General features: G+C 61.5%; 18 protein-coding genes. 14 read left to right on the top strand and 4 right to left on the bottom strand.

Annotation, left to right across the window (positions count from 1 at the left end):
* The first annotated feature begins 25 nt into the window (after positions 1 to 25).
* Complete coding sequence (locus FJD34_RS09845; protein ID WP_032860939.1) at positions 26 to 1,351, top strand: oxygen-independent coproporphyrinogen III oxidase; 1,326 nt, start codon at positions 26 to 28, stop codon at positions 1,349 to 1,351.
* Complete coding sequence (gene hemN / locus FJD34_RS09840; RefSeq protein WP_032860938.1) at positions 1,338 to 2,723, top strand: oxygen-independent coproporphyrinogen III oxidase; 1,386 nt, start codon at positions 1,338 to 1,340, stop codon at positions 2,721 to 2,723. The genes FJD34_RS09845 and hemN overlap by 14 nt, the downstream gene beginning before the upstream one ends.
* Positions 2,724 to 2,901: 178 nt before the next feature.
* On the opposite strand, the gene FJD34_RS09830 is transcribed toward hemN, so the two are convergent.
* Genes FJD34_RS09830 through FJD34_RS09820 form a run of 3 tightly spaced genes read right to left on the bottom strand, consistent with a single transcriptional unit; the run spans position 2,902 to position 6,190 of the window.
* Entirely contained in the window at positions 2,902 to 3,741 is an 840-nt protein-coding gene (locus tag FJD34_RS09830; RefSeq protein ID WP_032860936.1) for a metal-dependent hydrolase, read from the bottom strand.
* Positions 3,741 to 4,637, bottom strand: coding sequence for an SDR family NAD(P)-dependent oxidoreductase (locus FJD34_RS09825; RefSeq protein WP_090290885.1), 897 nt, complete (start codon positions 4,635 to 4,637; stop codon positions 3,741 to 3,743). Before FJD34_RS09825 ends, FJD34_RS09830 begins: the two co-directional genes overlap by 1 nt.
* Positions 4,634 to 6,190 (bottom strand): flavin-containing monooxygenase, encoded by a 1,557-nt coding sequence (locus FJD34_RS09820; protein WP_090290886.1) that lies wholly within the window; start codon positions 6,188 to 6,190, stop codon positions 4,634 to 4,636. Before FJD34_RS09820 ends, FJD34_RS09825 begins: the two co-directional genes overlap by 4 nt.
* A 301-nt stretch (positions 6,191 to 6,491) precedes the next feature.
* Here FJD34_RS09820 and FJD34_RS09815 point away from each other — a divergent pair, with 301 nt between their 5' ends.
* The 10 genes from FJD34_RS09815 to FJD34_RS09770 all read left to right on the top strand — a co-directional run bounded on the left by FJD34_RS09815 (position 6,492) and on the right by FJD34_RS09770 (position 20,109).
* Entirely contained in the window at positions 6,492 to 7,490 is a 999-nt protein-coding gene (locus FJD34_RS09815; RefSeq protein WP_032860932.1) for an alpha/beta fold hydrolase, read from the top strand.
* Between the two features lie 326 nt (positions 7,491 to 7,816).
* Positions 7,817 to 9,094: an alkane 1-monooxygenase gene (locus FJD34_RS09810; protein ID WP_090290887.1), complete on the top strand. Its 1,278-nt coding sequence runs from the start codon at positions 7,817 to 7,819 to the stop codon at positions 9,092 to 9,094.
* 146 nt (positions 9,095 to 9,240) lie between these two features.
* Positions 9,241 to 9,735: an alkane oxidation protein activator PraA gene (gene praA / locus FJD34_RS09805; protein WP_032860929.1), complete on the top strand. Its 495-nt coding sequence runs from the start codon at positions 9,241 to 9,243 to the stop codon at positions 9,733 to 9,735.
* Positions 9,736 to 9,864: 129 nt separating this feature from the next.
* A complete protein-coding gene (gene praB / locus FJD34_RS09800) occupies positions 9,865 to 10,371 on the top strand; it encodes an alkane oxidation protein activator PraB (protein ID WP_065943623.1) in 507 nt (168 codons plus the stop codon).
* A 114-nt stretch (positions 10,372 to 10,485) separates the two neighbouring features.
* Positions 10,486 to 11,931 (top strand): outer membrane protein transport protein, encoded by a 1,446-nt coding sequence (locus tag FJD34_RS09795; protein WP_032860926.1) that lies wholly within the window; start codon positions 10,486 to 10,488, stop codon positions 11,929 to 11,931.
* Between the two features lie 291 nt (positions 11,932 to 12,222).
* On the top strand, positions 12,223 to 14,748 hold the full coding sequence (locus FJD34_RS09790; protein ID WP_090290888.1) for an acyl-CoA dehydrogenase: 2,526 nt from the start codon (positions 12,223 to 12,225) through the stop codon (positions 14,746 to 14,748).
* Between the two features lie 82 nt (positions 14,749 to 14,830).
* Positions 14,831 to 16,174 carry a 3-oxoacyl-ACP reductase gene (locus FJD34_RS09785; protein ID WP_032860924.1) on the top strand — a complete coding sequence of 448 codons (1,344 nt, stop codon included), beginning with the start codon at positions 14,831 to 14,833 and terminating at the stop codon, positions 16,172 to 16,174.
* Positions 16,175 to 16,176: 2 nt separating this feature from the next.
* Positions 16,177 to 17,079: a MaoC/PaaZ C-terminal domain-containing protein gene (locus FJD34_RS09780; RefSeq protein WP_032860922.1), complete on the top strand. Its 903-nt coding sequence runs from the start codon at positions 16,177 to 16,179 to the stop codon at positions 17,077 to 17,079.
* Complete coding sequence (locus FJD34_RS09775) at positions 17,076 to 18,374, top strand: acetyl-CoA C-acetyltransferase (RefSeq protein ID WP_065943625.1); 1,299 nt, start codon at positions 17,076 to 17,078, stop codon at positions 18,372 to 18,374. The genes FJD34_RS09780 and FJD34_RS09775 overlap by 4 nt, the downstream gene beginning before the upstream one ends.
* Positions 18,375 to 18,405: 31 nt before the next feature.
* On the top strand, positions 18,406 to 20,109 hold the full coding sequence (locus FJD34_RS09770; protein WP_090290889.1) for an AMP-binding protein: 1,704 nt from the start codon (positions 18,406 to 18,408) through the stop codon (positions 20,107 to 20,109).
* Positions 20,110 to 20,232: 123 nt separating this feature from the next.
* On the opposite strand, the gene FJD34_RS09765 is transcribed toward FJD34_RS09770, so the two are convergent.
* Positions 20,233 to 21,348: a Gfo/Idh/MocA family protein gene (locus FJD34_RS09765; RefSeq protein ID WP_065943627.1), complete on the bottom strand. Its 1,116-nt coding sequence runs from the start codon at positions 21,346 to 21,348 to the stop codon at positions 20,233 to 20,235.
* Positions 21,349 to 21,779: 431 nt separating this feature from the next.
* Between FJD34_RS09765 and FJD34_RS09760 the strand changes: the two genes are divergently transcribed.
* Entirely contained in the window at positions 21,780 to 22,820 is a 1,041-nt protein-coding gene (locus tag FJD34_RS09760; protein WP_032860916.1) for a WD40/YVTN/BNR-like repeat-containing protein, read from the top strand.
* A 15-nt stretch (positions 22,821 to 22,835) separates the two neighbouring features.
* Positions 22,836 to 25,211 carry an efflux RND transporter permease subunit gene (locus FJD34_RS09755; RefSeq protein ID WP_032860914.1) on the top strand — a complete coding sequence of 792 codons (2,376 nt, stop codon included), beginning with the start codon at positions 22,836 to 22,838 and terminating at the stop codon, positions 25,209 to 25,211.
* Positions 25,212 to 25,223 lie beyond the last annotated feature (12 nt).

Here is a 25,223-nt window from a genome sequence, read left to right as displayed (position 1 = left end):
ACCGTAGCCAGACCCGGAGGCCGTCATGCTCACTGTCATTCATCCCGCCCGCGAGTGGCGCCTGCGCCGTGACCAAAGCGTGCTGGACCAGGGTCAGGTGGATATCGGCAGATTTCATTCGGGCATCGGCTCCCTCGACCTGCTGCGCGCCTTGCGCAGCAGCCGCCAGCGGCAACGGCCCCTGGCGCTGAACCTGCAATGGCCGGCCGGCCTGGTGGCCGATGATTACCTGGGCGCGCTGGAGCAGGAGATCCACCTGGTCGGTTGCCATGTGGGCGGTCGGCAACCGGTGGATCAATTCCATCTGGGCGGCGCCACACCGGCGATTGCCGACCTGCAACGCTTGATGGCGCACCTGCGCAGTCGCCTGCACTTTCTTGAGCACGACCAGGGTGACTACAGCCTCGATCTCGACCCACTGCATACCGACTGGGCGACCATGGGCCTGCTGCGCGAGATGGGGTTCAACCACATCAACATCGGCGTGCCGGATGCCAATGCCGAGGTCACGCCATCGGTGGCCGGCTATCAGGACCCGGCGCCGATCCAGTCGCTGATCGATGCGGCGCGCACCTTCGGCTTTCGCTCGGTGAATGTCGACCTGGGCTATGGGCACGCCTGGCAGACCTGCGACAGCTTTGAAGCCAAGCTGGCCAGCCTGATCGCCCTGGAGCCGGACCGCCTGCAAGTGTTCGACTATGCCCAGGCCCCACGGCGCTACCAGCAGCAGCCACGGCGTGCGCTGTCGTCGAATGTCGACAAATGTGGCATGCGCCGCATCGCCTTCCAGCGCCTGGAAGCCGCCGGTTATCACTACATTGGCCTGGGCCAGTTCGTACGCCCCGACGATGACCTGGCACTGGCCCAGGAGCGCGGGCACCTGAGTCGCAATTGCCAGGGGTTTACCCGTCACGGCTACTGCGACCATATCGGCTTTGGCCTGGGCGCCATCAGCCAACTCGACACCCTGTATGCGCAAAACACCGACGACCTGGCGCGCTATCGCCAGCAGTTGGACAGCGACCTGTTGCCCACCGCCCGCGGCTGGCGCTGCGAGGCGGGCGACCAGATCCGCCAGCATGTCATGGAGCGCCTGGCCTGTGACCTGGAGCTGGATATCCAGGCCCTGGAGCGCCGCTATGGGGTGATTTTTCCCCGCTATTTCTCGGCGATCTGGCCGCTGCTGGAGCATCTGCACCAGGACGGCCTGATCGACTTGTCCGAGCGTTTCCTCTGTGTGCTGCCGGCTGGCCGGCACCGGGTCGAAGCCCTCTGCGCGCTGTTTGACCGGGCCGCCAGTGCTGTCCCTCCTTGCTCCAACGATGAGACCATCGACCATGAAAGCGTTTGAGTTCAACCGGGCCCTGGTGCAGAAATACGACCGCCCGGGGCCGCGCTACACCTCGTACCCGACTGCGCCGCAGTTTCACTCAGCCTTTGCCCTGGATGACTACCAGCAGGCGGTCGCGACCAGCAACCACGCGGTGGCGCCCAAGGCGTTGTCGGTGTACATCCACGTCCCGTTCTGCCAGAGCCTTTGCTACTACTGCGGCTGCCACAAGATCATCACGCGCAAGACCCACCGCGCGGTGGAGTACCTGAGCTACCTCAAGCGTGAAATCCAGATGCAGGCGGCGCTGTTCGACCGCGCGCGGCCGCTGACCCAGTTGCACTTGGGGGGCGGTACGCCGACCTACCTGGACGATGGGCAACTGGCCGAGTTGATGGACTGCCTGGCCCAAGGGTTCAGCCTGGATACCAGTGATCGCCATGAGTTTTCCATTGAAGTGGACCCGCGCACCATCAGTGTCGAGCGGATCCACAACTTGCGCGGGCTGGGTTTCAATCGCCTGAGTTTTGGCGTGCAGGACTTTGATGCGGATGTGCAGGCGGCAGTCAACCGTGTGCAGAGCGAAGAGCAGATCGTGCAACTGGTCTCGGCGGCGCGTGAGGCGCGGTTCAAGTCGATCAGCGTAGATCTGATCTATGGCCTGCCGTTGCAGACCGTGGCCAGTTTCGACGTGACCCTGGGCAAGCTGATTGCCTTGCGTCCCGACCGCGTGGCGGCCTACAGCTACGCGCACCTGCCGACACAAATCCGTGCCCAGCGCATGATTCGCCCCGAAGACATGCCACCGCCGGAGCGCAAGCTGGAATTGCTGGAGTTGACCATTCGCCGGCTGACCGAGGCCGGTTATGTGTATATCGGCATGGATCACTTTGCCTTGCCCGACGATGAACTGGCCCTGGCCCGGGCCAATGGCACCTTGCAGCGTAATTTCCAGGGCTACTCGACCCATGCCGATTGCGACCTGATCGGGCTCGGTGTCTCGGCCATCGGCAAGGTGGGCGACAGCTACAGCCAGAGCGTCAAGGAGTTGTCCCAGTACTACGCACGTATCGACGCCGGCTTGTTGCCGGTGCAGCGCGGCTACCGCCTGAACGCGGATGACGTGCTGCGTCGCGACGTGATCAACGGCCTGATGTGCCACGGGCGTATTGACTTTGCCGGGGTCGAGGCGGGGCACGCGATCCAGTTTACCGAGTACTTCGCTCAGGCCCTGTCGCGCCTCGATGAGCAAGTGGCGGATGGTTTGCTGCATATCCAGGACGATGCCGTGCAACTGCTGCCCCAGGGGCAATTGATGGTGCGCAGCGTGGCGATGGCGTTTGATGCGTACTTGGGCGGGCAGCAGAAGGGCCAGTTTTCCCGCACGGTCTGACCCGTGCAGTGCCTGATCAAACCTGGGGCAAGGTGACTTGTCCTAATACCAACTGTAGGAGCGAGCTTGCTCGCGAAAAACTTAACGACAACGCGTTTACCCAGGCAACCCGCGTTATCGTTGACGACCTTCGCGAGCAAGCTCGCTCCTACAGCGGTATTTGGCCAAACCTATAAGATCAGGCCCCGGCAACGGCGTTGGTGCGCTCTATCTCTTCAACCAGCTTATCGATCCCTTCCAGCCGCGCGCGGTTGTCGTGATCCCATGGATGAAACCCCGGCTTGAAGTAATGCAGCCACGGCCGGGCCATGCGCGGGAATACGCCCCTAGTGCCGTAGAGAAACTTCAGCATCCGCCAAAACCCCTTCAGATGCCCACCCGCGCGGCGGTCGGCGAACAGCAGGCGCAGGTGGAAATCAAACACCACCAGCCAGAAAAACACCGTGGTAAACAGCATGGTCCCGGTGCGCAGCAAATAGCGCCTGGGCCCTGGCTTGATTACGCGGTTCCACACATCGAAGGCCACGGCCTTGTGTTCCGTTTCCTCAAGCGCGTGCCAATACCACATCTGCTGGTAGCCCTTGAGCGAATCCCCAAAGCGCGTGGGATCGCTGAGCAGGATTTCCGCGAGCATCGCGGTGTAGTGTTCCAGGGCAATGGTCACCGCCAGGTTGAAGGACGGCGGCAAGTGCTTCTTTTGCAGGTCGAGGATGAATTTCAACCGACGGTCGAGCAGATGGGCCGGCAGCCCGGCGGCTTGCAGCAGATCGTTATAGGCCACATGTTCACGGCTGTGCATGGCTTCCTGGCCGATAAATCCCTGGATTTCCTTCTTTAATACCGGGTCGTCGATGCGCTGGCGATAGTGGCGCACGCTGTCCATGAAGAACAGTTCACCCTGGGGAAACAGCAGCGACAGGGCATTGAAAAAATGCGTGATAAAGGGACCTTGCTCGTGCCAGTCCTTGATGCGCTCGGCGGGCAGGGCAAAATGCAGGTCGCGGCGAATGGGCAGCATTATGGCGACTCCTGTTCAGTGATGGGGGTGGGCACCGGGGCCTTGCGCTTTTTCGGTGCCATGCGCCGGCTGGCAAAGACCACCAGCGCCTGATAGGCCGCCGGCAGAAAGCGTGCGAGCAAGTCCAGGGCGTAGGCATCGCGACCAATCAGCACGCGGCGCTTGTTCTTGCGCACGCCTTGCAGGATCACCTTGGCGGCTTGGTCGGCGTCAGTGATAAACAGCTTCTCGAAGTCGGCGCGGGCCTGTTGTTCGCTGTGGATCAGGAACCCGGTCATGTTCGCGTCGATCCGGCTGCTGCGGCAGATATCGGTACGGATCCCGCCAGGATGCACGCAGGTGGCCGAGACCCCGCTGCGTTGCAAATCCAACTCCTGGCGCAAGGATTCGGTGAAGCCGCGCACCGCGAACTTGGTGGCGTTGTAGCCGCTCATGCCGGGTTGGGCGAACAGGCCGAACACGCTGGAGGTGTTGACCACATGCCCGTCGCCGCTGGCCTTGAGGTAGGGCAGAAAGGCCTTGGTGCCGTAGACCACGCCCCAGAAGTTGATGCCGACGATCCATTCAAGATCGGCGTAGTCCACACCTTCCACGGTACTCGACAAGGCCACCCCGGCATTGTTGAAGATCAGGTTGACCTGGCCGTGCTCCGCCGCACAATTGGCTGCCCAGTCCTCCATGGCCTGGCGGTCGGACACATCCACCTCCCGGGAGGTCACGCGGACCGGTGCCAGGGTGCCGCGCTGGATCAGCTCCACGGTTTCTTGCAAACCGGCCTGGTTCTTGTCTGCCAGCGCCAGGTGACACCCCTCGCGCGCCAGGGCCAGGGCCAAGGCGCGACCCATGCCTGAGGCGGCCCCGGTGATGGCCGCCACACGGCCATTGAATGACTTCATGACAGGCTTCCTTCTGCGGTGGAGTGGGGCGGCGCGAGGGGATGCAGTGCGGTGCCGCTAACCAACGGCGTGACGTGATAATCGCGCAAGGCGAACTGGCGGGTGACCTGTTTGAAGCGCCAGGTCGAACCGGGCCACAACGTGGTGTTTTTGCCGGTGCGCGGGTCGAGGTACCAACTGCGACAGCCGCCGGTGTTCCAGATGGTGCGCTGGAGTTTTTCCTGGATGTGCAGGTTGTAGGCGCTTTCCACCGCTGGCTTGACGTCCACCGTGGCAATTTGCTGGCGGCGCATCTGTTGCAGGGCGTCGAGGATGTAGGTGACTTGCGCCTCGATCATCAGAATCATCGAGTTGTGGCCCAGCCCGGTGTTGGGCCCGACGATCAGGAACAGGTTTGGATAGCCCGGCACGGTGGTGCCCTTGTACGCATGGGCGCCATCGCGCCAGGTGTCCATCAGGTCCACGCCGTCGCGCCCGATGATGCAGTCGCGGGGCAGGGGATCGGCGGCCTGGAACCCGGTGCCGAAGATCAGGCAGTCAGCCGGGTGCTTGATGCCATCGGCGGTGATGACGCCGTCGGCTTCGATCCGCAGCACATGCTCGGTAACCACCTCGACATTGCTGCGTGACAGCGCCGGGTAGTAGTCATTGGAGATCAGCACGCGCTTGCAGCCGATGGTGTAGTCCGGCCGCAGCACCTTGCGCAGGGAAGGGCGCGCCACTTGTTTGTGCAGATGGCGCAGGGCGATTTTCTGCACCATTTTCATCAGCCGCGGGTGCAGCGCAAACCCTACGACTCGGCCTTCCAGGGCCCAGTAGAAGGCCCCGCGCACCAGGCGCTGGGTGAACGGCAGGTGCTTGAAGGCCCAGCGCTCAACACGTGAAATGGGCCGGTCCGGCTTGGGCATGATCCACGGCGGGGTGCGCTGGAACAGGTCCAGGTGCGCCACCTGCGGGGCGATCTGCGGCACGAACTGGATGGCACTGGCGCCGGTGCCAATCACCGCCACGCGCTTGCCCTTCAATGAATACTCGTGGTCCCACTGCTGGGAGTGAAAGCGCTTGCCCTTGAAACTGTCCAGCCCCGCAATATCCGGCAGCGCCGGACGTGACAGACCGCCCATCCCCGACACCAGCACCCGTGCACTGACGTGGCGGCCATTGCTGAACTGCAACTGCCAGCGTTGCAGTTGCTCATCGAACACCGCCCGTGTAAGACCCATGCCAAAGCGCAGGTACGGCGCCAATTCAAAGCGTTGCGCACATTGCTCCAGGTAGGCGCGGATTTCCGCCTGGGGGGCGAACTGTCGGGTCCAGTCCGGGTTGGGCGCAAACGAAAACGAATAGACGTGGGATTGCACATCACAGGCGCAGCCCGGGTAGTGGTTGTCGCGCCAGGTGCCGCCCAGGGAATCGGCCTGTTCGGCGATGAAGAAGTCGTCGAGCCCGGCTTGCTTGAGTTTGATCGCCATGCACAGGCCGGCAAAGCCTGAGCCAATGATGGCGATGTCTACGCAATCTGCCGGGCCGCTCGGGCGGGTAGAGGCATTCATAGGGTGTCCCTCGTGGGCTGTGGGCGCCTGACGGGTTTTGACATCGGATGTGCTCCTGTTTTTGTTTTTGGCTTTTAGATAGAACACCATTGCAAAGAAAAATTGTATTTATTATTTTAAAAAAGATTTTAAATAATCTACCTGAAAATATCGCCTACGCTAGAGCCTTGTCCTTTATGTGCGATTTGTCCGACGGACGAACCTTTTGCGCACGTAGTTGAAGTCCAGGGTGTGGACGATGGCTGAGGTCTTGACCAATACCGGTCGGATCGCCAGCAGCAGGGAAGCAGAGGACCGAGCTATGGCTGTCGAATGGGTTGTCGCTGCGGGTGTGTTTATCGGCGCAAGTGCGGCGTTGTGGGGCTTGAGTGCCTGGATGACGCGTCGTATCGAAGCGGCTGTTCCAAGCAACGGGCGCTTTCTGGAGGTGGATGGCGAGCGCTTTCATTATGTAGACGAGGGCAAGGGCCCGCCGCTGGTGATGATCCACGGCCTGATGGGCAGCAGTCGCAACCTGACGTATGCCTTGTCTGCGCAATTGCGCGAGCACTTTCGGGTGATCACCCTGGACCGCCCCGGTTCAGGCTATTCCACCCGGCATAAAGGCACCGGCGCCGACCTGCAAAGCCAGGCCCGGCAAGTGGCGACCTTTATCCAGACCCTGGACCTGGGCCAGCCCTTGGTGCTGGGGCACTCCCTGGGCGGGGCGATTTCCCTGGCCCTGGCCCTGGACCATCCCCACGCTGTGTCCGGGCTGGTGCTGGTGGCGCCATTGACCCATCCCCAACGCATGCTTCCCCTGGTCTTTTTGTCACTGGCCGTGCGCCCGGCCTGGCTGCGGCGCTGGGTGTCGCGCACGCTGACCATACCCATCGGCATGCTCACCAGCGGTGCGGTGGTCAAGGGCGTGTTCGCTCCCGACCCGGCACCGGCCGACTTCGCCACCCGTGGCGGCGGGATGCTGGGCATGCGCCCCGACAACTTCTATGCCGCCTCCACCGAGATCGGCCTGGTCAACGAGTACCTGCCGGAGATGGTCAAGCGCTACCCGCAGTTGCGCCTGCCCATCGGCCTGATCTATGGCTCACGGGACAAGGTGCTGGACTTTCGAAAGCACGGTCAGGCCCTGGCGGACAAGGTGCCGGGGCTGAAGCTGCAGTTGGTCGAGGGGCGCGGCCATATGCTGCCGATCACCGCGACAGAGCGGGTGGCCGCACTGGTCCAACAGGTTGCCAAACGCCGCCAGCCGGTGGAAAGCGCCACTGTCCTGCACCCGCCATTTGCACTGGCGAGTAAATAATCATGAACCCCACGGCGTGGTCGAGACGCGGTAACGCTTGCCCTAGACACCTGACCGAATGGATGAAAAAGAGACTGCCCGGTCACGTCGAAAAGGCCTCGAAAAAGTAGTTGACGACCTAACGGTTCCGCGCTATTTATTTAAAAAAATATTTCAATATTTATTTTGAAATGATTTTTGAAATGCCTAAGAGCGAATAAAATAATGAAAAAAACGCCTTTTATCGCATGGTTGATTTCAAGTGGCTTTCACTGCTGCCTGAACCTGTTTTCTGCCCCTGTTGCTTCGCTCCCACTCCCTGCCGCGCAGTGCGCCCGGAGGTTGCCATGAATCAGACCCTGGCTGCCCCGCACGTCTGGACCGATGGCAAGCGCCACCTGTGGTGGCTCGGCATCATGCCGTTGGCAACCCCGCTGCTGTCCGGCGCCCTGGCCATCACCACCGGTGTACAAGAACTGTGGTGGGTGGGTGTGCTGGTGATTTTCGGCCTGATCCCGCTGATCGACGGCCTGCTTGGCGAAGACGTCAGCAACCCGCCGGAATCTGCGGTCAGCGGCCTTGAATCGCAGAAGTACTATCGCTGGATTGTCTACACCGGGGTGCTGCTGGTGATTTCCTCCCTGGTGATGACCGGTTGGATGGCCGTCAGCGGCATTGACTGGATGATCAACGGCGGGTTGTTGCAACTTACGGCGTCCCTGGACCCTTCGGGCTGGATGGCGCAAACCGCCAGCTTCCTGACTGCCCGGGTGCAACTGCACGGCGAGGTCAGTTGGTTCACCTACCTGGGCATGGCCATGTCCACCGGCGCCGCCACCGGGATCGCGATCAACACCGCCCATGAACTGGGGCACAAGCCGCGCCTGCTGGAGATCGTGCTGGCGAAGATCACCCTGGCGCCGACCTTCTACGGGCACTTCTATACCGAACACAACCGTGGCCATCACGTACGCGTCGCCACCCCGGAAGATCCGGCCAGTTCCAGGCTGGGGGAGAGCTTCTGGGCGTTCCTGCCGCGCTCGGTGTGGTTCAGTGCGCGCTCGGCCTGGAACCTGGAACGCGAACGCCTGCGCAAGCTCGGCCTGCCGGCCTGGCACTGGAAGAACGGCGTGCTCAGCGCCTGGATGTACAGCGTGGTGCTGTGGGGTGCAATGATTGCCTGGCTGGGTGTGGCGGTGATTCCATTCCTGTTGATCCAGGGTATCTACGGCTTCTCGTTGCTGGAAGTGGTGAACTATGTCGAGCACTACGGGCTTAAACGCCAGAAGTTGCCCAATGGTCGCTATGAGCGGTGTTCGCCGCGCCATTCGTGGAACAGTAACCGTATTGTCACCAATATCTTCCTGTTCCAGTTGCAGCGTCACTCCGATCATCACGCCAACCCGACCCGCAGTTATCAGTCGCTGCGCCACTTTGATGAATCGCCACAACTGCCGTATGGCTACGCCAGCATGATTGTCTGGGCCTATGTCCCTTACTTGTGGCGCCGACGTATGGATCACCGGGTACTTCGGCACTATTCGGGGGATGTCACCCTGGCCAATATCCAGCCATCCAAACGCCTGAAGATACTGGAAAAGTACGGCAATACCAGCACCTTCTAATGTGAGTTAACTGTTGTAGGGCGCACTCGGGATCTGTGCATCGCGCAGGTTTTCATCGCCCACGGTTTGCCGGTTTCGAGTGCTGCTTAGTTGCAAGAAAGTTGTTTGACCCTGACAAAAATAAAATCAAGGGAAGGACGTACACCATGCAAACGCCTGCCAAGTTCACTGCTCATATCCTGCTCGCAGCACTGGGTCTTATTGCCTATCACCAGGCCCAGGCCGCGCGTATCGAACCCGCCGGCAGTGCCTTTACTGCCCAGGGCCCCATCAGCTTTTCCAAGGGCGCGCTGATCAGCGCCGACTGCATCATCAAGGTGGCCGGCAAAGTCGCGGCCGATGGCTCGCACGTCAATGTCGACAAGGTCGAGTTCGACGGTGGCCTCAAGTGCAGTCGCGTCGAAGCCATCAACTTGCCGTGGATCCTCGTGGCCAAGGACACCAAGAGCGGCTCCATGTCGAAGATCAGCGTCGACGTGCACGCCTTTGGCCTGGGCGGCAAGTGCGGCCCATCCACCGCCGAAGGCACCTGGGATAACGCCACCGGCAAATTGGAAGCGGCCAATGTGCCGATTGGCGAAGACTGCACGATCAAGACCGTGTCGATCAAGATGCCGCCGACGTTCAAAGTCGTCGAGTAAACCCCCGAATTTGTAGCGGTAGTTGAATTGAAATTTGGCTGGAAAGGGAAGTTCTGCTGTTTTTCCGTGACCTCTCGATCATGGCCATTACCCCGGCGAAATGACTCGCCATACATGTGAGGAAAAATAATGAAAAGTTTCAAAACCCTCGTTTGTGTAAGTTCGTTTGCTCTGTGCTTTGGTGCGGCTTCGATGGCCAGTGCGGCATCGATCACGCCTGATGGCCCATTTACCACTAACTCGGGCACTCTCGTGGTGAAAACGCCTTCTGCACCTGGCGATATCACTTGCAATGTGACCTTCGGTGGGAACGTTTCCGGCGGGGTGGCCACCATTACTTCGGCGCAGCTTTCGGGCAACGTGCTCTGCAGCCTGCCAACGTTGAAGAACATTCCTTCCCCAGGTTGGGTACTAACTGCAAACACCTTTGACCCGGGTACCCAAACCGGTACTGGCACCGTGACTGGTGTGGGCTGGACCATCACCTTCCCAGCGTCCAACTGCGGCCCAGGCCCACTCAACGTAGTGTGGGACGAAGCAACCAAAACCCTGTCGACCACTGGCAGCCAATCGCTGTCCGGTAACTGCTTCGTCAGGTCGCTGAACGTCAAGGCCCCAACCCTGAAGTTGCAATAAGAGCAAAGGGCTGATCACCCCTGAGAGAAGCAGGTGCCTCGTTAGAGGCACCTGTTGAGGCAAAGCGGCTCGGTTGTACCGGTTGTGATGAATAAAAATAATAAGGAGTGGCGCATGAATAACAAGAAACAGCAGGCCCAGGCGTTATTAGGCCTGGCATTGTTGGGCGGGCTGATCGCCTCGGCAGGAACCGTTCAGGCGGGTGGCTTCATGACGCCAACTGCGAATACTGCTGGCTGGGGCCGGGCATTTGGTGGCGGTTCAATGTTCAAGAACGATCCATCAGCGGCCTACAACAACCCGGCTGCAATGGCTTTCATTGATAAAACCATTTCGCAGTTCACCCTCAACTACGCGAATATCGATATCAAATACAAAGGCTCGGCGTATGACTACGCTGGCAATCCGACGTCCAACACCGTCATGGATCCTGCGACTGGGGAACTTGTCTCGTCGACCCCGCGCACCGGTAACGGCGGCCAGGGCGGGTTCGAAGCATGGGTGCCTACCGGCTTTATGGTGATTCCGATCAACGATCGTTTTGCCTTTGGTTTGAGCCAGGTGGTGCCTATGGGCGCCCGTACAACTTGGGATGAGGATTGGAAAGGCCGCGACTTCGCGGTGGATACCCGCATTGAAACCGTTGGCCTGACCGGCTCCCTGTCGTTCAAGGTCAATGATGAGTTCTCCATCGGTGGCGGTGCGATTCTTCAGCACACCAAAGGCTTTGTGAGCCAGAACGTCGACCTGTATGCCGCTGCTGCGCAATCGCCGGACTTCGGGATGATTCCGTTCCCCGCTGGCCAGGGCTTCGCCTTGATGCGCGTCAAGGTCGACAACAACTCTCTGGGCTGGTTTGCAGGGATGACCTGGAAACCCACGGCGCAAGACACCCTGGGCTTGAACTACCACGCCAAGATCAAGAACAAGCTGGAGGGCAAGTACAACATGTACGCCGATCCGACCTCGGAAGGGCTGATGACCATTCCTGTGGTCGACGGTAAAACCCTGGTGGAGCTGGCTTACCCTGGCCTCAAGCTGTATCCGGGCGGTGCCAATGCCTCCACGCAACTGGATATTCCTGCCAACGCGTCCCTGGACTGGGTGCACGACTTCTCTGACCGCCTGACCCTGGGCGCCAGCGTGACCTGGACCCAATGGTCATCCTTCGAGGCGCTGACCTTGAAGTCCAATGGCAGCACCATCGTGTCGATCCCGTACAAGTACAAGAACACCTGGATGTATTCGTTCGGTGGCGACTACAAGCTCACGGATGACTTTACCGTGCGCGCCGGTGTGGCCTTCGACCAGACCCCAACCCGCAACTCCACCCGTGACCCACGTATCCCGGATGGTGATCGCACCTTCGCCTCCCTGGGCTTTGGCTACAACATCCGCGCCATTCCTGGCCTGAGCATCGACGGCGCGTATTCCCGCCAGTTTGTGGAAACCGTCAAGCTCAAGACCAAGAACGTTGATCGTCTTGGCGCGGCATCGCTGGATGGCAAGTCCGAGGCCAAGGGCGAAGTGGTCAGCCTGTCGGCTACCTACGCTTTCTGATCTGTCGTTGTATCTGCGTAGTCCCAGCGTAAACGCGTAGTCGGCGCATCGTTCTACTGCGTTTACCGGGTGCCGCACCGGTGGGTCGCCCACGCGACCCCTTGTGATTTCCTTCCCCTTTGGCATTTCGGCTGACGCGTTCGGCCGTGAATTTTTTCGCGAAATGATTAAATAAAAATTTCAAAACAAAATTTGAATTTAGCTTTTCAAGTTTGTAGTGTGGTGATCAGTCGCAGGCCATACCGACCTGCTGATAGGCGTGCCGCGCCCTGAACAAGTAGAGGTATCTCCATGGTTATCTGGTTATTGGCAGGACTCGCTGCGGCAATCGCCCTGGCGTATCGACAAGCGGCAGCCAGCCTGTGGCTGGGCGTTGGCCTAGCCTGGTTGGCGGGCGGTTATCTGTTCAATGGGGTCGCAGGGTTTGGCCTGAGCGTTGCGGCGCTGCTGGTGGTATTGCCGGCGCTGCTGCTGAGCATCAAGCCTGTGCGCCGTGCGCTGCTGACCAGCAAGGCCCTGGGTCTGTTTCGCACGATCATGCCGGCCATGTCCGACACTGAGCGCGCGGCTATCGAGTCCGGCACCGTGTGGTGGGACGCCGAGCTGTTCAGCGGCAAACCCAACTGGCAGCGCCTGCTGCAAGCCGCCCCGGCACGCTTGAGCGCTGAAGAGCAGGCGTTCCTCGACAACGAAGTGGAAACCCTTTGCGACATGGCCAACGACTGGGAAACCACCCAGGTCTGGCAGGACCTGTCGCCTGAAGGCTGGCAGTACACCAAGGACGCCGGTTTTCTCGGCATGATTATTCCCAAGCAATACGGCGGCAAGGGCTTCTCCCACTACGCCCATTCGCAGGTGGTGATGAAGCTGTCGACCCGTTGCTCGGCGGCGGCGATTTCGGTGATGGTCCCCAACTCCCTGGGCCCCGCCGAGCTGTTGCTGCATTACGGCACCGATGCCCAGCGCAATTACTACCTGCCGCGCCTGGCCCGTGGTGAAGATATCCCGTGCTTTGCCCTGACCAGCCCCTATGCCGGCTCCGACGCTGGCGCCATTCCTGACCTGGGCATCGTCTGCAAGGGCATGCATGAAGGCCAGGAAGTACTGGGCTTCAGCGTGACCTGGGACAAGCGTTACATCACCCTCGGCCCCATCGCCACGGTGCTGGGCCTGGCCTTTCGCGCCGAAGACCCGGACGGGCTGCTGGGCCAGCCCGGTTCGCTGGGTATCACCTGCGCGTTGATTCCCACATCCCATCCCGGGGTGAACAGTGGCCGCCGTCACTGGCCCCTCAATGCGGTGTTCCAGAACGGTCCGACCACGGGCAAGGACGTGTTTATCCCCCTGGAGTGGGTGATCGGCGGCCGTGAGCAAGTCGGTAATGGTTGGCGCATGTTGATGGAATGCCTGGCGGCCGGACGGGCAATTTCCCTGCCGTCGGCCAACGTTGGCCTGGGCAAGGTGGCGGTGCGCGGTACCACGGCCTATGCGGCGATGCGCAAGCAGTTCGGCCTGCCGATTGGCAAGTTCGAAGGCGTGCAGGCGCCCCTGGCGCGCATGGCCGGGCACCTGTATGCCTGCGACGCGGTGCGCAAGGTGTCGGTGGCGTCTTTGGATGCCGGCGAGAAACCCTCGGTGATTTCGGCGATTGCCAAATACCACGTCACCGAGCGTGCGCGAATCATCGTCAACGATGGCATGGACATCGTCGCCGGTAAGGGCATCTGCATGGGGCCCAACAACTTCCTGGCCCGTGCCTATCAACAAAGCCCCATCGCGATCACGGTGGAAGGCGCGAACATCATGACCCGCTGCCTGATCATCTATGGCCAGGGCCTGATCCGTTGCCATCCTTACGTGTTCCGTGAGATGGAAGCGGCACGCAACACCGATCATCGCCAGGCGTTGCTGGCGTTCGACAGCGCCATGTTCGGTCACCTGAGCTTCGTGCTGGCCAATACCGTACGTGCGGCGGTGCATTCGCTGACAGGCGGGCGGCTGATTGCCGTGCCGGCCAAAACCGATCCGGCGCTGGCATCCTACTATCGCCAGGCCAATCGGCTGTCGGTGGTGTTGGCGTTGATTTCCGATATTTCCATGGGCGTGCTGGGCGGGGCGCTCAAGCGCAAGGAAAGCATCACCGGGCGCCTGGGCGATATCCTGTCCCAGCTCTACATTCTGTCCTGCGTGCTCAAGCGTTTCGAGGACGATGGCCGGCCCCAGGCGGACCTGCCGCTGGTCCACTGGTCGGCCCAGGATGCACTGTTGCGGGCCCATGAGGCTCTGGCCGAAGTGCTCGACAACTACCCCTCGAAGCCTGCTGCGGCGGTGATTCGCGGCTTGAGCTTCCCGTTCGGCATTCCCCAGCGCAAACCGTCGGATCGCTTGCTGGCCCAGGTCGCGGAACTGGTGCAGACCCCGGGCGAAAGCCGTGACCGTTTGCTGGCCAATTCCTACATTCCACGCCCGGAAGTCGACAAGCTGGCCTATGGCGAATTGGCGTTCCGCTTGTTGCCGCAGGTAGAGCTGATCGAAGGACGGCTCAAGGCGGCGGTCAAGCAAGGCACTCTCGATCCGATGCCAATCAGCGCCACGGCCTTTACCGCCTGGCGCATCAAGGCCCGGGCCCTGGATTTGATCACCAGCGAGGAAGACACCTTGCTGGCGCGCTATGTGGAGTACGCCGACCACGGCATCCAGGTGGATGACTTCCCTCAGGACTTTGGCTTGCTGGAGGCGTTGCAAAAGCGCCAGCAAACCTTGGAGCAAGCGGCCAAGCCCAGCACCAGAAAGCGTGAAAACGCCACGGTGAACTAAAGACCAACGCGCTCGATGTAGGAGCTGGCTTGCCAGCTCCTACAGGAGATTGGGTTTGCAGGTCAGGAAAACGGATCGATTTATGAGCGACAGCTACCTCTCTTTTGTTAATTCTTCCTGGGGCCGTCGCCTGGCCCAGACCATTGGCTTGCCACAACCCTTGCCCCTGCAACGCCACCGCAGCGGCCAGCAAGGCCTGGCCAACCCGGTGATCATCGCCGGGGCAGGGCGCCTGGCGGACGAGGTGCGGCGCATCTTCAAGGCTACCGACACCGTGCCGGCCCAGGCCGCCACGCTCAAGGCACCGTCCACGGTCAAGGTCCAGGGCGCAGTGTTCGATGCCAGCGCCGTGGTCGACCTCAAGCAACTGGACGAACTCTACGAATTCTTCCACGCCAATGCCCGGCGCCTGGGGCAACACGCACGGGTGGTGGTACTGGGCACCGCGCCCGAGCACTGTCAGGATTTGCCCCAGGCCATCGCCCAGCGCGCCCTGGAGGGTTTGGTACGGTCCCTGGCCAAGGAGTTGCGCCGGGCGATCACCGTGCAGTTGATCTATGTCGCGCCGGGTGCCGAGCAGGACCTGGAAAGCAGTCTGCGGTTTTTCCTGTCGCGGCGTTCGGCCTATGTCTCGGGGCAGGTGGTGCGCCTGGAAAAATCGGTGGACGGCGCGCCCAGTATCGACTGGGGCAAACCCTTCAGCGGCCGCCGTGCCCTGGTCACCGGCGCCTCCCGCGGTATCGGCCTGGCCATCGCCCAGGTCCTTGCCCGTGATGGCGCACAGGTGGTGTGCGTGGATGTGCCGCAAGCATTGTCATCCCTGGAGCAGGCGGCCAGCAGTGTCGGCGGCCATGCCTGGGCGCTGGATATCACCGCCGCCGATGCGGTGCAGCAGTTGCAGGCCTATGTGGCCGAGCACGGCGCATTTGATGTGGTGGTGCATAACGCCGGGATCACCCGCGACAAGACCATTGCCAAGATGACCGAAGCCGCCTGGCGCAGTGTGCTGGCGGTCAACCTCCAGGCGCCGTTGCAACTGAGCGACGCCTTGCTGCAAGGGCAGGGGCTCAATGCGGGTGGGCGGATTGTCTGTGTGTCGTCGATTTCCGGGATCGCCGGCAACCTGGGGCAGAGCAACTACGCCACGTCCAAGGCCGGGGTGATTGGCCTGGTGCAGGGCCTGGCACCCGTGGCGGCGGCGCGGCAGGTCACGGTCAACGCCGTGGCGCCGGGGTTTATCGAGACCCAGATGACCGCAAAAATCCCGCTGATGATTCGCGAGGCGGGGCGGCGCATGAACTCCCTGTCCCAGGGCGGGCAACCCATCGACGTCGCCGAAACCATCGCCTGGCTGGCGCACCCGGCCTCGGGCGGGGTCAACGGCCAAGTGGTGCGGGTATGCGGCCAAAGCCTGTTGGGAGCCTGAGCATGGACTACGTGACACAGATCATCGACCCGCCTCCGTCGCGCAATCGCCTGCTGCTGGATGGCCTGTTGGCACTGCGCAAGCCCAAGCTCGAGGGCGCGCCAACCTTGCCCAAGGCGCGCCTGGTGCGCTCGGCGGTGGAGTTGATCGCCAATGATATTGCCGCCTATGGCCGGGCCTGTGGCTTTCGGCGTGAGCAAGGGGTGCCGTTGTCCTATCCCCATGTGCTGGCGTTCCCCTTGCACTTGATGCTGCTGACACGCCCGAGCTTTCCCTACCCGGCCAGCGGCATGGTGCATCTGGCCAATTGCATTCGCCAGCATCGACGCCTGCAGGAGGGCCAGGCCCTGCGCCTGGAAGTGTTTGCCGAACGTTGGGTGGCCCATGCCAAGGGCCAGGCCTTGAGCATCGCCACCCATGCCTATAGCGCCGGCGAGTTGGTGTGGCAAAGCGAGAGCCTGTACCTGCGTCGGGATGTCGCCAACCCGGTGGGCGAGCCTTGGGGCGACAGCCTGGGGTTGCCCGAAGAAGGCTTGCGGCGCACTCAGCGCTGGGTGCTGCCGGCGGATCTGGGGCGGCGTTTTGCCAAGGTATCGGGGGATTTCAATCCGATCCACACCTCGCTGATCGGTGCGCGCCTGTTCGGCTTTCGTCGGGCCATCGCCCATGGCATGTGGACCTTGGGCCGCGCCTTGGCCGCCCAACAACCGCCAGGCGGGCTGGACGTGGCCGAGGCCCATTGCGAGTTCAAGTTGCCGATTTTCCTGCCCGGTCAGGTCGCCCTGTGGAATGCCCCGGCAGACGGCCCCCGCCGTGCATTCGAGGTGCGCAACCCGGCCGGGGACAAACCCCATATGCGTGGCCTGTTTATCTGGCATCCACGTTTTGATGAGAGTCGTCCATGAGTGACTACAGCTTCAGCCCCGCCCCGACGCGCCGCGTGGCGATTGTCGGCGGCAACCGCATTCCGTTTGCCCGCTCCAACACGGTGTACGCCCACGACAGCAACCAGGATTTGCTGGTGGCCGCACTGCAAGGCCTGGTGGACCGCTACAACCTCCACGGCCTGCGCCTGGGCGAGTTCGCTGCGGGCGCGGTGATCAAGCACTCGCGGGATTTCAACCTGGCCCGCGAATCGCTGCTGTCCACCACCTTGTCTGCCGAGACCCCGGCCTACGACCTGCAACAAGCCTGTGGCACCGGCCTGGAGGCGGCGTTGCTGGTGGCCAATAAAATCGCCCTCGGCCAGATTGACGTGGGGGTTGCCGGGGGCGCCGATACCACCTCCGACGCGCCCATCGGCATCAACGAAGCCCTGCGCCGTACGCTGCTGGCGGCTAACCGCGCCAAGGGTACTGGCAACAAATTGCGCAGCCTGTTGCAGGTGCGCCCGTCGATGTTTTTCAAGCCGCTGCTGCCGCGCAATGGCGAGCCGCGTACTGGCTTGTCCATGGGCGAACATTGCGAAGAAATGGCCAAGCGCTGGCAGATCAAGCGCCTGGCCCAGGACGAGTTGACCCTCAACAGTCACCAGCGCCTCGACGCGGCCTATAAAAACGGCTTTTTCGACGACCTGATCAGCCCCTATCGCGGCCTGGCCCGCGACAACAACCTGCGCGCCGATGCCAGCCTGGAGAAGCTCGCCAGCCTGGCCCCGGCCTACGACCGGCAGAACGGCACCCTCACGGCCGGTAACTCCACGCCGCTGACCGACGGCGCTTCGGTGGTGTTGCTGGCCAGTGAGGAATGGGCCGCTGCACGCGGCCTGCCGGTGTTGGCCTACCTGCGTACCGGTGAGACCGCCGCGGTGAATTTTGTCGATGGCAGCGAAGGCTTGCTGATGGCCCCGGCCTATGCGGTACCCCGCATGTTGGCGCGGGAAGGCCTGAGTTTTGCCGATTTTGATTTTTTCGAGATCCATGAAGCCTTCGCCGCCCAGGTGCTGTGCACCCTCAAGGCCTGGGAAGACGCTGATTATTGCCGGGAGCGCCTGGGGCTGGAAGCGCCGCTGGGGCCAATCGAGCGAGCCAAGATGAACGTCAACGGCGGCTCGCTTGGGTGCGGTCATCCATTTGCCGCCACCGGGGGCCGACAATTGGCAGCACTGGCCAAGGCCATCCACCAGCGCGGTGGCGGGCGCGGGCTGATTTCCATCTGTGCCGCCGGTGGCTTGGGCATTACCGCCATCGTTGAAAAGTAGCCGTACAAAAACAACAACAAAGGAGACTGCCATGAACGCTGTGAGCCAGGAACAAACCGAACGTATCTGGTTGAACGCCTACCTGCCCGGGGTGCCCACGGACATTGAGGCCGGTATCGAGGACTACCCGTCGTTGCGCGAGGTCTTCCTGGAGCATCTGCACAAGTACCGTGACCGTGTGGCCTACGTCAGCATCGGCACCGAAATGACCTACGCCGCCTGGCAAACCCAGGGCATTGCCTTTGCCGCCTGGCTGCAGGCCCAGGGTGTGCGCAAGGGCGACCGCGTGGCGTTGATGATGCCTAACTGTTTGCAGTACCCGATCTGCCTGCTGGGCACCCTCCTCGCCGGCGCGGTGGTGGTCAACGTCAACCCGCTGTACACCTCTCACGAACTCAAGCACCTGCTCAAGGACAGTGGCGCCGAGACCGTGGTGATCTTCGAAAACTTCGCCCACACCCTGGAAAAAGTCGTGGCCGGCAGCACAGTCAAACGTGTGGTCATTGCCGCTATCGGCGACCTGCTCGGCACCTTCAAAGGCGCGGCGATGAACTTCATCCTGCGCCGCGTGCAGAAACAGGTGCCGGCGTTCAACCTGCCAGGCGCGGTACGCTTCAACACCGCGCTCAAGCAGGGGCGTGGCCAGACCCATACGCCGGTGCCGCTGGCGCGTGAAGAACTGGCGTTCCTGCAATACACCGGAGGCACCACCGGCGATGCCAAGGGCGTGATGCTCAGTCACCGTAATATCATCGCCAACCTGTTGCAGGCCAAGGCGTGGGTCGGCGATCAACTGGACCAGAATCAGCAGGAAACCAACGTCACCCTGTTGCCGCTCTATCACATCTTTTCCCTGACGGTGAATTGCCTGATGTTCATGTGCCTGGGCGGGCGCAACATCCTGATCGCCAACCCTCGGGACGTGAAGCGCGTGCAGATGATCCTGCGCAAGGAGCGTTTCAACGGGATCGCCGGGGTCAATACGCTGTTCAACGGCTTGCTGGAGAACGCGGAGTTCCGTGCGCGGGATTTTTCCGACCTGCGCCTGGTGATCGCTGGCGGCATGGCCACGCACACCGCGGTGGCCAAGCGCTGGAAAGAAGTCACCGGCCTGCCGATCATCGAGGGCTATGGCCTGACGGAATGCTCGCCGGTGGTGAGCATCAGCCCCATCGATATCTCACGCATGCGCGACATGGAATTTACCGGCAGCATCGGCGTGCCATTGCCGTCGACCTGGGTGCGCTTTATTCGCGAGGACGGTGCAGTGGCTGACATCGGCGAGCCGGGCGAATTGCAGGTGCGCGGCCCGCAGGTGATGCAGGGCTACTGGAAACGCCCCAAGGAAACCGCCGAGGTGCTGGACGCCGAGGGTTGGCTGTCGACCGGGGATATCGGGGTGATGAATGCACAGGGTTTCATTCGCCTGGTGGACCGCAAGAAGGACATGATCCTGGTGTCGGGCTTCAACGTGTACCCCAATGAGATCGAGGATGTGGTGGCCTTGCACCCGGGCGTGGCGGAAGTGGCGGCGATTGGTGTGGAAGACGGGGTGACCGGGGAGAAGGTGAAGATTGTGGTGGTGCGCCGTGATCCGAACCTGACCCAGGAGCAACTGCTGGCTCATTGCCGGGAGTACCTGACGGGCTACAAGGTGCCCAAGTTTGTGGAGTTTCGCACCGAGGAACTGCCCAAGACCACCGTGGGCAAAGTCCTGCGCCGGGCGCTACGCTGACCTGACCCGATCTAATGTAGGAGCTGGCTTGCCTGCGATGGCGGAGTATCAGCCAGCACATTTACTGACTGACGCTCCGCCATCGCAGGCAAGCCTGCTCCCACAGAGGATTGTCTATATTATTCAGACCTCGTTCACCTTGACCCAGCGCTCTTCCCGCGCAGCCATGCGAATGGCTGTCGCCAGCCGCTCCACTGCCCAGGCTGCTTCAAAATCAGTGCCCTCAGCACCTTGCCCGGCCAGCGCCATGATCAACTCCTGCACCTCCAGGGTCTTCAACTCGTTGTACCCCAACTGATGCCCCGCCGCCGGGCTGAACGCGGCATAGCCGGGCAGGGTGGGGCCGGCCAGTAAACGCTGGAAACTGTCTGCTCCAGCCCGGCATACCCGCAGTTCATTCAAACGCTCCTGGTCGAAGGCCAGCGTGCCTCGGGTGCCACTGATTTCGAAACTCAAATGGTTCTTGTAGCCACGCTTTAGCCAACTGCTGCTGACGGTCCCACGCGCGCCGTTGGTAAAGCGCAGCAAGGCATGCACCTGGTCGTCGATCTCGATCGGGCGCATCTGGCTACTGCCAGGGCTGGCCGGTCGTTGGGCGTGTACCGTCTGGCTGTCGGCGCAAACGTGAGTGATATCGCCCACCAGGTACCGCGCCATCGCCAGCAGATGACTGCCCAAGTCCGCCAGGGCGCCGCCGGCATGTCCCACTTCGCAGCGCCATGACCACGGCGAAGTCGGGTCGGCCATGAAGTCTTCACTGAACTCGCCTTGGAAACTGATGATCTGCCCCAACTCGCCAGCCTCGATCATCTGCCGTGCCAGGACGATCATCGGGTTGTGCTGGTAGTTGTAGCCAACCCGTGTCACCACCCCGGCCGCGCGGGCGGCACGGCGCATGGCGTCAGCTTGTTCCAGGCTCACGGCCAGGGGCTTTTCGCAATACACCGCCTTGCCCGCCGCCAGCGCGGCCATGGCCATGGGGTAGTGCAGGTGATTGGGGGTGGTGATGGCCACCAGGTCCACTTGCGGGTCATCGATCAACTGTTGCCAGTCGCCATGGGCCTGGGCGAACCCCCAGGCGCTGGCGCAGCGCTGGGCGCGTTCGGTGTCGGCATCGGCCAGGGCCGCCAGTTGCACATTGACCGGTAACTCAAACACCGTACGGGCGTTATTGAACGCCAGCGCGTGGGCACGGCCCATGAAGCCTGTACCGATCAGGCCGATTCCAAGTGCTCGCATAGCGGTGGTCCTTGTGGATTATTGTTTTCAGGAGGGCAATTAATAGAATAAAAATTCTCAACTATCAATATCTAGAATAAAAATATCGCTGCCTTGTAGGCGCGAGCTTGCTCGCGAAGGTCGTCAATGATGACGCGGGGCACCAGGCTCCCCGAGGTGCTCTGGGGTTTTTCGCGAGCAAGCTCGCTCCTACAGAGCAATGTACGAAACTATCATTTCGGCGAATGCGGCTATATTCAGCCAGCAGGCAAAAGGCCTTCAGTTAACAAAAGATAACGTAGCGCCGATTGTCAGACGATTCGAAAGCCCGATAGGATGGCCCCTGCTTCCTCAAGGGGCTCTAGATTGCAGGTTTGCGCACTGCGAACACCCTGGAAGGTGTTACGACCTAACAATAATAAATGGGAGAAAGGTCTATGAGTGAGCCTGTCATGGGTGTGGGTTTTTGCCGCCCGCTCGCGTCGCGCAAGGTCGCGGTGCTGGCTACAGCGCTCTCGCTGCTGGGGGTTGTTGCGTTGTCGACGGCTGCCCAGGCTGCAACCAACGTCGCAGAGCCTGCGACATTTGCCATTGAATCGCCAAGGGCCGAAAAAGGTCTGATGATCGACGTCGTGCACGCCGGCAAACGCCTGGTGGCGGTCGGTGATCGCGGGCATATCCTTTATTCCGATGATCAGGGCGCCACCTGGGTGCAAGCCAAGGTGCCGACCCGGCAACTGCTCACGGCAGTGTTTTTTATCGACGAGCAGCACGGTTGGGCGGTGGGGCATGACGCCAAGATCCTCGCCAGCACCGATGCCGGGGCCACCTGGACTGAGCAGTTCAAAGACCTCAGCCGTGAAGCGCCGTTGCTGGACGTGCTCTTCAACGACGCCAACCATGGCTTTGCCGTGGGCGCCTACGGTGCGTTGATCGAGACCACCGATGCGGGCAAGACCTGGACCGATGTCAGCGACCGCCTGGACAACGAAGACCAGTACCACCTCAACGCCATCGCCCAGGTCAAGGACGCCGGCCTGTTTATCGTCGGCGAGCAGGGCAGCATGTTCCGCTCCAGCGATGAAGGGCAGACCTGGGAAAAACTCGAAGGCCCCTACGAGGGCTCGCTGTTCGGCGTGATCGGCACCGCGCAGCCCAAGACCCTGCTGGCCTACGGCTTGCGCGGCAACCTGTTCCGCTCCACCGACTTTGGCGACACCTGGGAGCCGGTGGCGCTCAAGGCCGACCGTGGTGCCCTGGAGTTTGGCCTGTCGGGTGCGACGCTGCTCGACGACGGCACCCTGGTGGTGGTCGGCAACGGCGGCAGCGTGGTGGTCAGCCACGATGATGGCCTGACGTTCAGCGTATTCAATCGCCCGGACCGCATTTCACTCTCGGCAGTCACGGCAGCGGGCAATGGCGACTTGATTCTGGTGGGGCAGGGTGGCGTGCGCGTCGCCCTGCCAACCGGCGCCGAACGCAAAAAACAATAAGAAGGCGGGGATAGAATGAGCAGTCATCACAACGATAAAGCGACCTTTCTTGAGCGCCTGATTTTTAACAACCGCCCGGCAGTGATCGTGATCTGCCTGCTGGTGAGCATTTTCCTGTTCTGGCAGGCGACGTTGATTCGCCCGTCCACCAGCTTTGAAAAAATGATCCCGTTGCAGCACCCCTTCATCGAAAAGATGATGGAGCACCGCAACGACCTGGCAAACCTGGGCAACACCGTGCGCATCTCGGTGGAGGCCAAGGACGGTGACATCTTCAGCAAGGAGTACATGGAGACCCTGCGCCAGATCAACGACGAGGTGTTCTACATCTCCGGTGTCGACCGCTCCGGCCTCAAGTCCCTGTGGAGCCCCAGCGTACGCTGGACCGAAGTGACCGAAGAAGGCTTTGCCGGCGGTGAAGTGATCCCGCAGAGCTACAACGGCTCGCCGGAAAGCCTCGATCAGTTGCGCAACAACGTGCTCAAGTCCGGCCAGGTCGGGCGCCTGGTGGCCAACGACTTCAAGTCGAGCATCGTCGATATCCCGCTGCTGGAGTCCTATCCAGACCCGCAGGACCAGGGCAAGTTGCTGGCCCTGGACTACCAGAAGTTCTCCCATGAACTGGAAGACAAGATCCGCACCAAGTTCCAGGAGCAAAACCCCAACGTCCAGATCCATATCGTTGGTTTTGCCAAGAAAGTCGGCGACCTGATCGACGGCCTGATCATGGTGGTGCTGTTCTTCGGCATCGCGTTCGTGATCACCCTGGTGCTGCTGCTGTGGTTCACCAACTGCGTGCGCAGCACCATTGCGGTGTTGATCACGACGCTGGTGGCCGTGGTCTGGCAGCTCGGCTTGATGCACTTCTTCGGCTTCGGCCTGGATCCGTATTCCATGCTGGTGCCGTTCCTGATCTTCGCCATCGGCATTTCCCATGGTGTGCAGAAGATCAACGGCATCGCCCTGCAATCGAGTGAGGCAGACAACGCCCTGACGGCGGCCCGCCGCACGTTCCGGCAGTTGTTCCTGCCGGGGATGATCGCGATTCTCGCGGATGCGGTGGGCTTCATTACCCTGCTGATCATCGACATCGGCGTGATCCGTGAGCTGGCCATCGGGGCCTCTATCGGCGTGGCGGTGATCGTGTTCACCAACCTGATCCTGCTGCCGGTAGCGATTTCCTATGTCGGCATCAGCAAACGTGCGATCGCCAAGAGCAAGAAAGACGCAAACCGCGACCATCCGTTCTGGCGCCTGTTGTCGAACTTCGCCAGCCCGAAAGTCGCCCCCATCTCCATTGCCCTGGCCCTGGTCGCCTTCGGTGGCGGCCTGTGGTACAGCCAGAACCTGAAGATCGGCGACCTCGACCAGGGTGCCCCGGAACTGCGTCCGGACTCGCGCTACAACAAAGACAACAACTTCATCATCAGCAACTACTCCACCAGCTCCGATGTGCTGGTGGTGATGGTCAAGACCAAGTCCGAAGGCTGCTCGCGCTACGAAGCCATGGCGCCCATCGACCAGTTGATGTGGAAGATGCAGAACACCGAGGGCGTGCAGTCGGCGATCTCCCTGGTGACCGTGTCCAAGCAGATGATCAAGGGCATGAACGAGGGCAACCTGAAATGGGAAACCCTGTCGCGTAACCCGGATGTGCTGAACAACTCCATCGCCCGTGCCGATGGCTTGTACAACAACAATTGCTCCCTGGCGCCGGTGCTGGTGTTCCTCAACGACCACAAGGCCGAGACCCTCGACCGTGCGGTGAAGGCAGTGCAGGATTTTGCCAAGGAAAACAACAAGGACGGCCTGGAGTTCATCCTGGCCGCCGGCAACGCCGGGATCGAAGCGGCCACCAACGAGGTGATCAAGGAAGCCGAGCTGACCATCCTGATCCTGGTCTACCTGTGCGTGGCGACCATGTGCATGATCACCTTCCGCTCCTGGGCGGCGACCCTGTGCATTGTGCTGCCGCTGGTGCTGACTTCGGTGCTGGGCAACGCGCTGATGGCGTTCATGGGCATTGGCGTCAAGGTCGCGACTTTGCCGGTGGTGGCGCTGGGCGTGGGGATTGGCGTGGACTACGGCATCTACATCTACAGCCGCCTGGAAAGCTTCCTGCGTGCCGGTTTGCCGTTGCAGGAAGCCTATTACCAGACGCTCAAGTCCACCGGTAAAGCCGTACTGTTCACCGGCCTGTGCCTGGCGATCGGCGTGTGCACCTGGATCTTCTCGGCCATCAAGTTCCAGGCCGACATGGGCCTGATGCTGACCTTCATGCTGCTGTGGAACATGTTTGGTGCGCTGTGGCTGCTGCCGGCACTGGCGCGGTTCCTGATCAAGCCGGAGAAACTTGCCGGGCAGAAGGGCAATTCGTTGTTTGCCCACTGATCCAATCCAGCC

The sequence above is a fragment of the Pseudomonas brenneri genome, assembly GCF_007858285.1.
Lineage (GTDB): Bacteria > Pseudomonadota > Gammaproteobacteria > Pseudomonadales > Pseudomonadaceae > Aquipseudomonas > Aquipseudomonas brenneri.
The sequence above is the reverse complement of the archived record's forward strand: the minus strand, read 5'-3'. Positions and strand labels throughout refer to the sequence as shown.

Excerpts from the sequence above, each read along its gene's own strand:
- praB (WP_065943623.1), top strand. The coding sequence starts at position 9,865 with ATGAAAAGTTTCAAAACCCTCGTTTGTGTAAGTTCGTTTGCTCTGTGC.
- FJD34_RS09790 (WP_090290888.1), top strand. The coding sequence starts at position 12,223 with ATGGTTATCTGGTTATTGGCAGGACTCGCTGCGGCAATCGCCCTGGCG.
- FJD34_RS09765 (WP_065943627.1), bottom strand. The coding sequence starts at position 21,348 with ATGCGAGCACTTGGAATCGGCCTGATCGGTACAGGCTTCATGGGCCGT.
- FJD34_RS09810 (WP_090290887.1), top strand. The coding sequence starts at position 7,817 with ATGAATCAGACCCTGGCTGCCCCGCACGTCTGGACCGATGGCAAGCGC.
- FJD34_RS09795 (WP_032860926.1), top strand. The coding sequence starts at position 10,486 with ATGAATAACAAGAAACAGCAGGCCCAGGCGTTATTAGGCCTGGCATTG.
- FJD34_RS09815 (WP_032860932.1), top strand. The coding sequence starts at position 6,492 with ATGGCTGTCGAATGGGTTGTCGCTGCGGGTGTGTTTATCGGCGCAAGT.
- hemN (WP_032860938.1), top strand. The coding sequence starts at position 1,338 with ATGAAAGCGTTTGAGTTCAACCGGGCCCTGGTGCAGAAATACGACCGC.
- praA (WP_032860929.1), top strand. The coding sequence starts at position 9,241 with ATGCAAACGCCTGCCAAGTTCACTGCTCATATCCTGCTCGCAGCACTG.
- FJD34_RS09845 (WP_032860939.1), top strand. The coding sequence starts at position 26 with ATGCTCACTGTCATTCATCCCGCCCGCGAGTGGCGCCTGCGCCGTGAC.
- FJD34_RS09775 (WP_065943625.1), top strand. The coding sequence starts at position 17,076 with ATGAGTGACTACAGCTTCAGCCCCGCCCCGACGCGCCGCGTGGCGATT.
- FJD34_RS09785 (WP_032860924.1), top strand. The coding sequence starts at position 14,831 with ATGAGCGACAGCTACCTCTCTTTTGTTAATTCTTCCTGGGGCCGTCGC.
- FJD34_RS09825 (WP_090290885.1), bottom strand. The coding sequence starts at position 4,637 with ATGAAGTCATTCAATGGCCGTGTGGCGGCCATCACCGGGGCCGCCTCA.
- FJD34_RS09760 (WP_032860916.1), top strand. The coding sequence starts at position 21,780 with ATGGGTGTGGGTTTTTGCCGCCCGCTCGCGTCGCGCAAGGTCGCGGTG.
- FJD34_RS09755 (WP_032860914.1), top strand. The coding sequence starts at position 22,836 with ATGAGCAGTCATCACAACGATAAAGCGACCTTTCTTGAGCGCCTGATT.
- FJD34_RS09830 (WP_032860936.1), bottom strand. The coding sequence starts at position 3,741 with ATGCTGCCCATTCGCCGCGACCTGCATTTTGCCCTGCCCGCCGAGCGC.
- FJD34_RS09780 (WP_032860922.1), top strand. The coding sequence starts at position 16,177 with ATGGACTACGTGACACAGATCATCGACCCGCCTCCGTCGCGCAATCGC.
- FJD34_RS09770 (WP_090290889.1), top strand. The coding sequence starts at position 18,406 with ATGAACGCTGTGAGCCAGGAACAAACCGAACGTATCTGGTTGAACGCC.
- FJD34_RS09820 (WP_090290886.1), bottom strand. The coding sequence starts at position 6,190 with ATGAATGCCTCTACCCGCCCGAGCGGCCCGGCAGATTGCGTAGACATC.